Below are 12879 nucleotides of genomic sequence, written 5' to 3'. Positions count from 1 at the left end.
GCACGGGACCAATGACGCCGTTGCCTCTAGGGGTGGTCCCGGGGGACGATTTCGGTGGCTGTCCCGGATTCGGCTGGGGTGCCCGCGGCGACAGGCTGAGGCATGCCTGTTACCCGGAGTACCGGCCTGCTGGCCCTGGGCGGGATCGCCCTGGCGGCGCTGCTCACCGTGATCGGCCACCTCGAGGTCAACGACGACCTCAACCCGTGGGCGTTGACCATCAGCGACTTCGCGGTCTCCGACCGAGGCGGCGTCATCGACGTCGCCATGGTGGTGCTCGCGCTCGCCACTGTGGCGCTGCTGTACGGGCTGCGCCGCGCCGACCCACCCCGATCGCGCTCGGCTCGAACGGCCGAGCTGCTGCTCGGCGCATGGGTGGGTGGCCTGCTGCTGGCCGCCGTGGTGCCGACGAACGAGCCGGGCACCGCCATGACCACCGCCGCCTACCTGCACCGGTACGCCTCGGTCGTCGCGTTCCTGGCACTCCCGGTCAGCGGTTGGCTGCTCGCCCGCCGGCCGGCCCTGACCCCCGCCGCCCGGACGCTACGAACCCTCGTCCTGCTCAGCCTCGCCCTGGCGGCGGCGATGATCTGGTCCGCCTACCCCGGCGACCGAATGCTCATCGGCCTGGCCGAACGCCTCCTCATCCTCACCGAGGTAGCCGTCCTGGCCACGGTGGCGGTAACCCAGACCCGGCGGGTTACTCCAGCTCGTGGAGCATCAGCTGGCGTGCTGCTTCGGTGATCGAGCCGGAGAGGCTCGGGTAGATGGTGATGGTCTGGGCCAGCTCGTTGACCGTCAGGTTGTTCTCCACCGCCATGGTGATGGGCAGGATCAGCTCGCTGGCCTTCGGGGCGACCACCACACCGCCGACCACCTGACCGCTCGCCGGCCGGCAGAACAGCTTCACGAAGCCGTCCGAGAGGTCGTCCATCTTGGCCCGAGCGTTGCCGGACAGCGGCAGCATCACCTGCCGGGCCGGCACCTTGCCCGCGTCCACCTCGTCCTGCGAGACACCCACGGTCGCCAGCTCCGGGTCGGTGAAGACGTTCGCCGCGACCGTACGCAGCCGCAGCGGGCGAACGGCTTCGCCGAGCGCGTGCCACATGGCGATCCGGCCCTGCATGGCGGCGACACTGGCCAGCAGCAGCACGCCGGTGCAGTCGCCGGCGGCGTAGATGCCGGGCACGTTGGTCCGGGAGGCCCGGTCGACTGTCACGTAGCCGCCCCGGCCCAGCTCCACCCCGTACTCGGCGAGGCCCAGGTTGGCCGTGTTCGGGATCGACCCGACCGTGATCAGCGCGTGCGAACCGGTCACCTTGCGGCCGTCGGAGAGCTCCACCTCGACACCGTCGGCGGTACGCCGGACCGCGTCGGCCCGGGAGTTGTTGAGGATCTCCATGCCCCGGTTGCGGAACACCCGCTCGATGGCGGACGCGGCGTCGGCGTCCTCGTGCGGCATCACCCGGTCCCGGCTGGAGACCAGGGTGACCTGGACCCCCATCGCCAGGTACGCGCTGGCGAACTCCGCGCCGGTCACACCGGAGCCGACCACGATCAGGTGCTCGGGCAGCTCCGGTAGGTCGTACACCTGGCGCCAGGTCAGGATGCGCTCACCGTCCGGTACGGCGGTGGGCAACTGGCGGGGTGTCGAGCCGGTGGCCACCAGCACTGTCGACGCGGCGATGGAGTATTCCTCGCCCCCGTCGGAGGGGGTGACGACGACCCGGTGGGTGTGCCCGAGGGAATCCTCGCCGAGCCGCGCGGTGCCGGCCACGAAGGTGACGCCCGCCTTGAGCAGCTTGGCGTGGATGTCGGCGGACTGCGCCAACGCCAGCCGCTTGACCCGCTCGTGCACCGCCCGGGCGTCGACGGTGACCGCCTCCAGGCCATCCGAGTGCACACCGAACTCCTCGGTGTCGCGGTAACCGGTCACCACTTGCGAGCTGGCGATGAAGGTCTTCGACGGCACACAGTCGGAGAGCACGCAGGCCCCACCGGCACCGTCGGCCTCCACCACTGTGACATCGGCGTCCAGCTGGGCGGCGACCAGGGCCGCCTCGTACCCGGCCGGCCCCCCACCGATGATCACGATCCGGCTCACAGCGTTCGCCCTTCGTCCATGCTCACAGTGACTTTCTTCTCCTGAGCGCATTCGACACGCACTGTCGTATTCTCCCCCACCCGTCCGCCGGGCTATCGTCATCGCCGTGCGTCATCACGCCGCCTACGGCTCAAATCTCGATCCCGCCCGGATGCGCGCCTACTGTCCGCATTCGCCGATGGTGGGCACCGGCTGGTTGGAAGGCTGGCGGCTGACCTTCGCCGGGGCTGACGTGATCGGCTGGGAGGGCGCGGTGAGCACCCTGGTCGAGTCTCCCGGTGACCGGGTCTTCGTGGCGCTCTACGACATCCACCCCTACGACGCGGGTCAGCTCGACGAGCTCGAGGGGGTGACCGCCGGCACGTACCGCAAGCTGCACGTCCGGGTCTCCACCCTCGACGGGGACGTGACCGCGTGGATCTACGTCTTCAACGGGTACGAGGGCGGCCTTCCGACCTCGTGGTATCTGTCCGAGATCGCGAACGCCGCCGAGAAGGCGGGCGCCCCGGACGACTACGTCACCGAGCTGCGGTCCCGCCCCACCGGCACCGCATCGGCGTAGCAGCGCGTATCGCACGCTCCCAGTCTGCTACCGCCGTCGACCGGATCGTCGGTCGGGCCCGACCGGGGTCGTCAATCACACACCGGCGGCCGGGACGGAAAGCTCGTACATGTCGATCCACAGGGTTTCGCGCAGGCCCACCGACTCGTACAACGACAACGGGGCGGTCGGGTTGGTGAGGTCCACACCCAGTCCGACGGACTGCCGCCCCTTCTCGGCGTAGCGGGCGAAGGCGCGGCGCAGCAGCGCCGCACCCACACCCCTGCGACGGTACGCGGACAGCACCGACAGGCTCTTCACCCAGCCCTGCTGCTGGTCGAGCGCCTGGTCCGAGGACTGCAACGCGCCGACCGGCACCCCGTCCACCTCGGCGACGAACCACTCGTCCCAGGCGTTCAGGTCACCGATCCGGGCCCGCCACCGCTCGTACGACACCGGCTCGTGATCGGCGGTGTCGGCGAAGGCGGTCTCGGTGATGCGGTGGAACTCCCGCAGGTCGGCCTCGTCGTCGGGGCGTACCTGCCGCACCGTCACACCGGACGGCCCGGCGGGCTGCTCGGGCAGGTCGGTCAGCGGCCCGCTCATCCGGACGTACCTCTTGACCAGGGTGAACCCGACGTCGCGCAGGCTCCGTTCCCAGTCACGTTCCGGCGCGAAGACCGAGCAACGGACGGTGAGCGACGGCAGCCCCCGGTCGGCGGCGCGCTCGGCGACCCGGTCCAGTTGTCGGGCCAGCAGCGGAGCCCGGACGGTCGCGGCGCGTACCGGGTCGACGTAGATCTCCACGAACTCCCGGCCGACCCCGGTGGGGTTGTCCACAGTCGCCCAGCCGACCACATCGCCCTCCGGGTCGACCGCCAGCCAGGAATCCCGGTCCGGGTCGAAGTAGGGGGCGGTCAGTGACGCGGCGACGTCCTCGGCATCGAAGTCGGGATGGCCAATGGCGAAGGTGTCGGCGGCGTGCACCACCGCCAGGATCGCGGGCACGTCGTCGAGGGTGGGCCTGCGCGTTGTCCAACCAGCGGGAAGAGTCACGGCAGAACATCCTGGCAGCCGACCCCGTCGGGCGCCGCCCATTTTTTCGCCAGCGGGAGGCTCAGGCGAGGTGGGCCCGGGTGCGGTGCAGCAACTCGACCAACTCGTTGCCGTCGGCGGGGCCGAGGGCCGTGAACGCCGGCGCGGCCAGTCTGTTGGTCACGGCCTCCGCCCAGAGTCGTCGACGCACCAGCGGCCCGATCGGCGGGTACGGAGGCGACCAGCCGCAGGCCACCGCCCCGGCCTCCCCCTCCGGCCCGGACAGCACGGCCTCCAGCGGGGTCATCCCGGCGGCGCGCACCGCCAACAGGTAGGCGCCGGTGAAGTGTTCGCGGAGCAGCCGCAGCCCGGCGGCGGTGCGGGCACCCGGGGAGAGGTCCGGCAGGGGCATGGCCCGCCACGCGGCGAAGAGCGGCATCCCGCTGGCGTCCGCGGCGACCACCGCCCGCTCCACGAGTGTCGCCAGGCGTTCGGTGCCGGGCAGAGCGCCGAGCTGCTGCGCCCCCCACCGACAGCACTCGGCGAGGCTCGCGGCGGCCACCTCGAACGGGGGCACGACCCGGCCCGCGGCGTCCCAACCGTCGGCGACCGCGTCCGGGGCGATGAAGCCGAGAGCGGCGGCGGCCGTCTCGGCCCGCACATCGCCGAGGGCACCGGCCCGACCACCGATGTAGAAGGCCCAGCCGGAGATGCCGAGCAACCGGGCCCGGCGCAACGTGACCGGGTCCCGGCTGAACGCGTCGCCGAGGTCGAGCACGACTGGCTTGCTGGCCGCAGCGGCCTGCTCCGGTGTCATTCGCGCACCACAGTCGATCAGCCCGATCCGTCGCCCACGACGACTCCCCGATCCGGGGTCACCCGCCGTGGACGGTCCGCACACCCGTAGTCGTCCATCGATGGTCAGTCTGCCGCGCCAGCGCCCCCGTCCGCATCCCCCTCTTCGGCCGCCAGCGCCTCGATGGCCCCCTCCACCTCACCCGCGCGCCGCCGAGCCACGGTGACCGCTCGTTCCGCGGCACGCCGAGCCAGCTTGGCGCGGCTGAGATCCTGCTCGGCGACCGCCCGCCGCCGCTCCAGCTCGGCCAGCTCGGCCTCGATCCCGTCGAGTACGGCAACGCCGTCCCGCTCCTGCCCGGTCGCCTCGGTCAGCTCGGCCTCGACGCGCTTCTGGTCGGCCTGGGCCAGGGCCAGCTCCCGTTCCAGGGCACGGCGCTGCCGGGCCCGCTCGGCGCGGGCCGCCCGCTGCGCAGCCCGCTCGGCCTGCTCGGCGCGCCCCGCTGCCCGGTCCTTGCGGGAGGCGGCCCGGTCCGTGCCCGGTGCTGCCCGGTCCGTGCGGGTCGCCGGCTCGGAGCGCGCCCGCTGGGCACCGGGGCGGCGGGCCGGGCGCTCCTCCTCCGGCTCCTCGTCGTCGCCGGTGACCAGCCGCAGTTGTGGGCGGGGCACCTCGCCGAAACCCGCGTAGCTGGCCGCCCGGAGCAGGCGGCCGGCCCGGACCTGCTCGGCGACCTCGGCGTCGGAGAACGCCGCGTTGAGGGTCGCCTCCACCTCGGCCAGCGGCAGTCGACCCGCCGGTGGCGCGTCCGGCTCCGCCGCGGCGAGCTTGCGGACCTCGGCGACCAGGGCACCGACCACCGCCCGACGCTGCGCGGACAACTCCCGCAGCCGGGGGCCACGCAGCTCCCGCTGGGCGGTGCGCAGCTCGTCGGCGAGCTCGACCAGGTCGGCGACCAGCTCGGGGCGCCTGATGGCGAGCAGGTTCACCAGCCAGGCGGCCACCGTCGGGCGACGGAGCCGGGCCAACTGTCGCGCGGTGCTCGGGTCGCCGGCTCGGCGGGCGTCGGCCACGGCGGCGTCCCGGGCGGCCACGAACCGGTCCGGTGGGGTGCGGTAGAGCTGCTGCACCAGCTCCGTCGAGGGGCCGGGCATCGGGTCAGACGTCCACCCGGCTACCGGGCTCCAGTCGCTGGTACTCGGTGCCGGACATCGCCGTGTACTGCCGGTTGAGCACACCCAGCCCGTTCTCGTTGAGCAGGGCGTCGTGCAGGGCGTACGCGCGCCGCGGCGCGACAGCCCGAATGAAGTCGAGCACCTCGGAGAACTTCGACCAGGGGGCGTGGATCGGCGCGAAGAGCGTGTCGACGGGTGTCTCGTCGGGCACCACCAGTGAGTCGCCCGGGTGGTAGACCGCGTCGTTGATCAGGTAACCGAGGTTGTCCACCACCGGGATGTCCGGGTGGATCACCGCGTGCCGCCCTCCGTACGCGCGGACGGCGACCCCGGCGGCGGTGAACGACTGACCGGCGGTGACCGGGTGCAGTGCCTCGGCCGCGTCGCCCAGGGCCTCGGCGAGCGAGGCGGGCCCGTGGATCGGGAACGGTTGCCGGTCGAGCTGCAGGCGCACCGCCGCCAGGTCGAGGTGGTCGGGGTGCTCGTGGGTGATCAGCACCGCGTCCGCACCGTCCAGAGCCACCGCTGGATCGCTGAACATGCCGGGGTCGATGACGAGCACTCCCCCGTCGTGCTCCACGCGGAGGCAGGAGTGGGCGTACTTGGTGAGCCGCATCGTGACTCCTCGATTATCGAATCGTGACGTCCTCAGCGCAGTCTGCCGGAACCAGCCGACGCGTGCGCAGCGTCCGAGCTATCGCCACACCGGATGACGACGATGGGAGCGGGGATGGACGGAAAGGTGGTACGACGCCACGGCACACTGCTGGCGGCGACGACGCTGGCGGCGACGCTGGTGCTGACGGGATGCGGCGCCGGCGACGACAGCGGGTCGAAGGATTCCGCGGGCTCGGCGGCCGAGGCGCCAGCAAAGGCCGGCGAGGCGAACAGGGACACCGCCGCGGACGCGGCGGGTGCGGCCGGAGCCGGCGCAGCGGACCTGCGGGTCGACCAACGGGCGATCATCTACACCGGAACGATGCGCGTGCAGGTGGACGATGTGGACGCGGCGGCCCGCGAGACCACCGCCATAGCCACTCGGGCCGGTGGCTTCATCGGGGGCGACCAGCGGCGCAGCGCCGACGCCGACGCGGTGGCGGAGCTGCAGTTGCGAGTGCCGGCGCCGAAGTTCGCCGGCGTGGTGGAGGAGGTCGCGAAGCTGGGTCGGCAGCAGAACCGGGAGATCAACACCCAGGACGTCACCGAGGAGACCGTCGACCTGGACGCCAGGATCACCAGTCAGCGGGCCCGGGTGGACAGCGCCCGCCGGTTGCTGACCCGCGCCACCTCGATCACCGACCTGGTGTCGTTGGAGAACGAGCTGGGTCGCCGGGAGGCCGACCTGGCGTCGCTGGAGGCCAAGAAGCGACGCCTGGCCGACCTGACCGCCCTGTCCACGATCACCGTGTCGCTGGCCGGGCCGGCCGCCAAGGCCGCCGACGAGAAGGCCGAGACCGGCTTCCTGGTCGGGCTCAAGGGCGGCTGGAAGGCGTTCGTCGCCTCGTTGACCGTCCTGCTGACCGTGCTGGGCGCGCTGCTGCCGTGGCTGGTGGCGCTCGGCGTACCCCTGGGGGTCTTGCTGGTGGTGTTGCGCCGGCGACGGAAGATCCCGGCTCTGGTCGGTCCGGTCAGCGCGCCGCCGCCAGTGCCCGCAGCGCGGTCTGCACCATGACGCGTACGCCGGCCGGGATGGCCCGCTCGTCCACGTCGAAGCTTGCCCGGTGCAGGTCGACGTTGGGGCCGGAGCGGCCCACACCGAGGCGGGCGAGGGCGCCGGGGACGTACTCCAGATACCAGGAGAAGTCCTCGCCGCCCATGCTCTGCGGTGTCTCGGCGATCCCTTGCGGGCCGAGCGCGGCGCCGGTGGCGGCGGTGAGCACCTGGATGGCCCGCGAGTCGTTGCTCACCGGCGGCCGGCCGCGAAGGTATTCCAGGTCGACCGTCGCGCCGGTCGGGGCGATCACGTCCCGGACGACCTGAGCGACGATCTTGGGAGCCTGCTCCCAGGTGTCGCGGTCCATCACCCGCAGGGTGCCGGAGGCGCTCGCCTCGGAGGGGATGACGTTGTAACGGGTGCCGGCCGAGGCGTGGCCGAAAACCAGCAGCAGGCCACTGTTGGCCGGCACCCGGCGGCTGACCAGGGCGGGCACTTCGGTGATCAACCGGCCGAGCGCGTCGACCAGGTCGACGGTCAGGTGCGGACGGGCGGTGTGACCGCCCGGCCCGGAGAGCCGGACCGTGACGTTGTCGGCAGCCGCCGTGATCGGGCCGACCCGCAGGCCGACCTGACCCACCGGCAGGTTCGGGTCGCAGTGCAGCGCGAAGATCTGCACCACGTCGTCCAGGCCGCCCGCCTCGATGACCTCCAGCGAGCCGCAGGGCAGGATCTCCTCGGCCGGCTGGAAGATCAACCGGACCCGGCCGTCCAGCTCGCCGAGGTCGGCGAGCTGGGCCAGCAACATACCGACGCCGAGCATGATCGTGGTGTGCACGTCGTGGCCGCAGGCGTGGCAGACGCCCTCCACGGTGGAGCGGTACGGCACGTCCTTGATGTCGTCCAGCGGCAGGGCGTCGATGTCGGCGCGCAGCGCGACGACCGGGCCGTCGGGGCGGCCGTCGATGTCGCAGATCACGCCGTTGCCCTTGGGCAGCAGCCGAGGGTGCAGCCCGGCCAGCGAGAGCTCCCGGGCGATCAGGGCCGCCGTCTCGAACTCCGTGCCGGAGAGCTCGGGGTGCGAGTGGAGGTGACGGCGCGTGGCGATGAGCCCCGGTACCCGGAGGGCGAGGAGGTGGTCCAGGTCGCGGGGAAGGGGCTGGGACCCGGTTGGCGTCTCCGGCCAGGACGACGCCAGCTGGCCACCAGTGGGCAGCGTCAACGCACTCGTCACGTCGAATTCTCGATCACTAGAGATGGATGGATCATCGGGGACAGCAGACAGCCTAGACCTCCGGCGGTGACGCTGCGCAACCTCGTTACGGTGATGATCAGACCGCGTAGCGTCACGTATGCCCTGCTGAGGGCGCTCGGAGATGTGCGGGATAGCAGGTAGATCGTGCTCGAATGCCGTCATGCGCCCCTCACCTCCTACAACGCGTAACCAACCGTGGCGGTCGCGATTCCGGAGGCCACTCCGGGACCTGTTGCAAATTGTCGCATTAGTCGGGGTGGTGAACTGACACTCCGACAATTAGCCGACCACACTCCGCGACGACCGGATAAGGACGCTCACACGCACGCGTCGACCACGGGCGCACACTGTGTGCGTCCGTGGCCGAAGGGGTACCCGCTGAACCGGACGGACACACGCCGTCCCGGCCAGCGACGGTCAGAAGCGATCGGTGGGCCGGTACAACCCCCACACCTCGCGCAACGTCCCGCAGACCTCACCCACTGTCGCCCGGGCCCGCAGCGCCGCCTTCATCGGGTAGAGCACGTTGTCGGTGCCCTCGGCGGCGGCCCTCAGATCCGCGAGGGTCCGGGTCACCTCGTCGGCGTCCCGCTCGGAGCGCAGCCGCGCCAGCCGGTCAGCCTGGGCCGCCTCGATCGTCGGGTCGACCCGCAGCGGCTCGTACGGCTCCTCCTCGTCCACGGTGAACCGGTTGAGCCCGACGACCACCCGCTCGCCCGAGTCGATCTCCTGGGCGATCCGGTACGCGGACTGCTCGATCTCCCGCTTCTGGAACCCGGCCTCGATCGCGTCCACCGCCGAGCCGTGGTCGGCCACCCGCTCCATCAACTCGACGGCGGCGGCCTCGATCTCGGCGGTCATCGCCTCCACCACGTACGAGCCGGCGAACGGGTCGACGGTGGCGGTCAGGTCCGTCTCGTACGCCAGCACCTGCTGGGTCCGCAGCGCGAGCCGGGCCGCCTTCTCGGTGGGCAGAGCGATCGCCTCGTCGAAGCTGTTGGTGTGCAGCGACTGGGTGCCGCCGAGCACCGCGCCCAACCCCTGTACCGCCACCCGGACCAGGTTCACCTCCGGCTGCTGCGCGGTGAGCTGCACGCCGGCGGTCTGGGTGTGGAAGCGCAGCATCATCGACTTCGGATCCTTGGCGCCGAAGTCGTCGCGCATCAGCCGGGCCCAGATCCGCCGGGCGGCGCGGAACTTCGCCACCTCCTCCAGCAGTGTGGTGCGGGCCACGAAGAAGAACGACAGCCGGGGCGCGAAGTCGTCCACGGCGAGCCCGGCGGCCAGCGCCGCCCGCACGTACTCCACGCCGTTGGCCAGGGTGAACGCGATCTCCTGCGCGGGCGTCGCGCCGGCCTCCGCCATGTGGTAGCCGGAGATGGAGATGGTGTTCCACTTCGGCACCTCCTTGCGGCAGTACGCGAACGTGTCGGCCACCAGGCGCAGCGACGGCTTCGGCGGGAAGATGTACGTCCCCCGGGCGATGTACTCCTTGAGGATGTCGTTCTGGATCGTGCCGTTGAGCGCCGTGCCGGGCACCCCGTTCTCCTCGGCGACGAGCTGGTAGAGCAGCAGAAGCACCGAGCCGGGCGCGTTGATGGTCATCGAGGTGGAGACCTTGTCCAGCGGAATGTCGGCGAAGAGCAGCCGCATGTCCTCGATGGAGTCGATGGCGACGCCCACCTTGCCGACCTCGCCGTGCGCGATCGGCTCGTCGGAGTCGTAACCCATCTGGGTCGGCAGGTCGAAGGCGACCGAGAGGCCCATCGTGCCGGCCCGCAACAGCTGGTGGTAGCGCGCGTTGGACTCGGTGGCGGTGCCGAAGCCGGCATACTGGCGCATGGTCCACGGACGGGAGGTGTACATCGTGGGGTAGACCCCCCGGGTGTACGGGAACTCGCCGGGGCTGCCCAGCCGGGAGTCCAGGTCCTCCGGAAGGTCGGCCTCGGTGTAGACGCCGTTGATCGGGAAACCGGACTCGCTTGACCGCCGTTCACTCATCCCCGGATGGTAGGACGCCTGGCCACACCCTCGCGTGAGGGATACCGCACAGTGCGTCCCGACCGGTCGACACCAGGTGAACGACAGGGCACGTTCTGTCGACTTCGATAAACGTCCGCCGCGTCAGCTTTCGCATCGGGCGTCGGAACCAGCAAGATAGGGGGGTTGTGTCCCAGCCCCCCTCGATTTCCCCCGGTGGCTTTTCTGTGACTCAGATCCCGACGTGGAGCGGCGGACCAGTTAGTCCCGCCAACGGACGAGCGGCGCCCGGCACCACTATTGGTGGCCGGTACTCGCTGCGGTCCTCCGTGGGCAACGGCGGCATGGGCACGGTGTGGCGTGCCACAGACACCCTGCTGCGCCGTGACGTGGCGGTGAAGGAGGTCGTCCTTCCTCCTGGTCTGGCCCCCAGCGACCGCGACGCCATGTACGAACGCACCCTGCGCGAGGCCCGCGCCGCCGCCGCCATCCAGCACCCCGCCGTGGTGCAGGTGTACGACGTGGTCACCGAGGCCGGCCGGCCGTGGATCGTGATGGAGCTGCTGGACGCCCGCAGCCTCGCCGACATGGTGATCGAGGACGGTCCGGTGGCACCCCGGGCCGTCGCCAAGATCGGCATCGCGCTGCTCGGCGCGTTGGAGGTCGCACACGCGATCGGTGTGCTGCACCGGGACGTGAAGCCCGCCAACGTGCTGATCTGCACCGACGGGCGCTGCGTGCTGACCGACTTCGGGGTCGCCCGGATGCCCACCGACGTCCAGCTCACCACCCCCGGCATGGTGCTCGGCTCACCACACTTCATCTCGCCCGAGCGCGCCATGGGTCAGGAGTTCGGGCCACCGAGCGATCTCTTCTCGCTGGGTGTGACGCTCTACACAGCGGTCGAGGGACGCCCCCCGTTCGACAAGGGCGACCCGATCGAGACCATGCACGCCGTGGTCGAGGACCCGCCCGCCCCACCGCAGCGCAGCGGCCCGCTGACCCGGGTGCTGATGGGTCTGCTGGAAAAGGACCCGGCGCGCCGGTTGGACGTGCACACCGCCCGGGCCATGCTGCGCGAGCTGCTCGCCGGCCCGTTGGGCAGCACCGCGACCGCCGTGCACTCGGTCACCGACCCGTACAACGTGGTGCCGGTGCAGCAGCGCCCGGTGCCCGTCCTGCCGCCGCCCCAGTCGGAGTCGAAGCCGGACAGCCAGATCGGCGGGCCCGCCATGCTGGCCCCCGGTGAGTCCCTGACCGACCGGCTGGCGGCGCTGAGCCGGGGCGAACGCCCGGAGCCGACCGGCACTGCCGGCGCCACCGGGCTCGACGAGACCAGCGCCGACGCGTTGGCCGGCCCGCTGCACACACCCACCGGCGCGATGCCCCCACCCGGCCGACAGTCCGCTGGCCGCGCCTACGGCGGCAACGCGGACGCCACCCAGCGGGTGGACGCCGGCGCGCACCCGGACGCCACCCAGCGGGTCACCTACGGCACCCCGGCCGGTGCCACTCAGCAGGTCGGCTACGGCGGCGCACCGCAGGCCACCCAGCGCATCGGCGGCACCTACGGTGGCGGCAACCAGTGGTCGGTGCCGGGCACCGGCCAACCCTGGGCCACGTCGCCCGCCGCTTCCGCCGGTGACGGCGGCGGCGCTCTGGGCAAGGTCCGCGCCACCGGTGGCCAGCTCGTCAGCACCGTCAAGGGTTGGCCACGCAAGGTGCAGCTCGCCGCGGCCGGCGGGTTGGCCGTCGTGCTGCTGCTCACCGTGGTGGCGCTCTCCGGCGGCGACGACGACGCCCCGCCGAGCACTCCCCAGGCGCAGCCCACCCCGTCCGCCGCAGCGGTGCCGAGCGTCGAGATGCAGGAACACACCGCCCGCGGCATCCAGCTCATGGTGCCGAAGGGCTGGAAGAAGGCCACCGGCGGTTCCTACACCGACTACATCGACCCGGAGGACAGCGGCCGCAAGGTGCGCATCATCACCGAGAAGTGGTCCAGCGACTCCAACCGCTGGGCGGAGACGGCGGAGAACGGCCTCAAGACCAGGAGCACCTCCTGCGTCAAGCCGTACCAGCAGGTCAGCGCCACCGAGACCGAGCTGGCCAGCAAGCCGGCCGCCGAGTTCGAATACACCTGCGGCGAGGGCGACGCCATGCGGCACGGCGTCTGGCGTGGGGTGGCCGAGGGCGGCAAGGCGTACTCGTTCTACCTGACCTCGACGGACACCAAGTTCGCGGAGAGCAAGCCGATCTTCGACGAGATGGTGCGTACGTTCCAGCTCACCGGGGACGGCTGAGCCGGAGGGAACCGACAGCGGTGATCCGCCGCCGTGCTATCA

11 protein-coding genes are annotated in these 12879 nt (G+C 71.6%); 4 read left to right on the top strand and 7 right to left on the bottom strand.

Translation table 11 applies throughout. The annotated features are described in order from the left end of the window. Positions 1-102 precede the first annotated feature (102 nt). Complete coding sequence (locus FBZ33_RS02590; protein WP_088946174.1) at positions 103-744, top strand: DUF998 domain-containing protein; 642 nt, start codon at positions 103-105, stop codon at positions 742-744. On the opposite strand, the gene FBZ33_RS02585 is transcribed toward FBZ33_RS02590, so the two are convergent. After that, the gene (locus FBZ33_RS02585; protein ID WP_141907870.1) at positions 701-2104 is read right to left on the bottom strand and encodes an NAD(P)H-quinone dehydrogenase; all 1404 of its coding nucleotides are present in this window, start codon (positions 2102-2104) and stop codon (positions 701-703) included. The two genes, FBZ33_RS02590 and FBZ33_RS02585, sit on opposite strands and share 44 nt — an antisense overlap. A gap of 106 nt (positions 2105-2210) precedes the next feature. Here FBZ33_RS02585 and FBZ33_RS02580 point away from each other — a divergent pair, with 106 nt between their 5' ends. Continuing rightward, positions 2211-2666, top strand: a complete 456-nt coding sequence (locus FBZ33_RS02580) for a gamma-glutamylcyclotransferase (RefSeq protein ID WP_088946172.1) — start codon at positions 2211-2213, stop codon at positions 2664-2666. Between the two features lie 75 nt (positions 2667-2741). On the opposite strand, the gene FBZ33_RS02575 is transcribed toward FBZ33_RS02580, so the two are convergent. The 4 genes from FBZ33_RS02575 to FBZ33_RS02560 all read right to left on the bottom strand — a co-directional run bounded on the left by FBZ33_RS02575 (position 2742) and on the right by FBZ33_RS02560 (position 6264). After that, the gene (locus FBZ33_RS02575) at positions 2742-3701 is read right to left on the bottom strand and encodes a GNAT family N-acetyltransferase (RefSeq protein ID WP_141907869.1); all 960 of its coding nucleotides are present in this window, start codon (positions 3699-3701) and stop codon (positions 2742-2744) included. Between the two features lie 61 nt (positions 3702-3762). After that, a complete protein-coding gene (locus tag FBZ33_RS02570) occupies positions 3763-4497 on the bottom strand; it encodes a hypothetical protein (RefSeq protein WP_088946170.1) in 735 nt (244 codons plus the stop codon). A 104-nt stretch (positions 4498-4601) separates the two neighbouring features. Continuing rightward, positions 4602-5627 (bottom strand): hypothetical protein, encoded by a 1026-nt coding sequence (locus tag FBZ33_RS02565; RefSeq protein ID WP_141907868.1) that lies wholly within the window; start codon positions 5625-5627, stop codon positions 4602-4604. A gap of 4 nt (positions 5628-5631) precedes the next feature. Further along, positions 5632-6264: an MBL fold metallo-hydrolase gene (locus FBZ33_RS02560; protein WP_099850457.1), complete on the bottom strand. Its 633-nt coding sequence runs from the start codon at positions 6262-6264 to the stop codon at positions 5632-5634. 93 nt (positions 6265-6357) lie between these two features. On the opposite strand from FBZ33_RS02560, the gene FBZ33_RS02555 reads away from it, so the two are divergent. Then, positions 6358-7320 carry a DUF4349 domain-containing protein gene (locus tag FBZ33_RS02555; RefSeq protein ID WP_141907867.1) on the top strand — a complete coding sequence of 321 codons (963 nt, stop codon included), beginning with the start codon at positions 6358-6360 and terminating at the stop codon, positions 7318-7320. Here FBZ33_RS02555 and FBZ33_RS02550 read toward each other — a convergent pair. Beyond that, complete coding sequence (locus FBZ33_RS02550; protein WP_141907866.1) at positions 7277-8536, bottom strand: amidohydrolase; 1260 nt, start codon at positions 8534-8536, stop codon at positions 7277-7279. The genes FBZ33_RS02555 and FBZ33_RS02550 overlap by 44 nt on opposite strands. A 438-nt stretch (positions 8537-8974) precedes the next feature. Continuing rightward, positions 8975-10558: a methylmalonyl-CoA mutase gene (locus FBZ33_RS02545; protein WP_088946165.1), complete on the bottom strand. Its 1584-nt coding sequence runs from the start codon at positions 10556-10558 to the stop codon at positions 8975-8977. A gap of 206 nt (positions 10559-10764) precedes the next feature. On the opposite strand from FBZ33_RS02545, the gene FBZ33_RS02540 reads away from it, so the two are divergent. Further along, positions 10765-12837 carry a serine/threonine-protein kinase gene (locus tag FBZ33_RS02540; protein ID WP_141907865.1) on the top strand — a complete coding sequence of 691 codons (2073 nt, stop codon included), beginning with the start codon at positions 10765-10767 and terminating at the stop codon, positions 12835-12837. The last annotated feature ends 42 nt before the right edge of the window (positions 12838-12879 follow it).

The organism is Micromonospora sp. A202 (assembly GCF_006715105.1).
Lineage (GTDB): Bacteria > Actinomycetota > Actinomycetes > Mycobacteriales > Micromonosporaceae > Micromonospora > Micromonospora zamorensis.
Note: the sequence above shows the minus strand (reverse complement) of the source record. Positions and strands in the feature narration are given on the sequence as shown.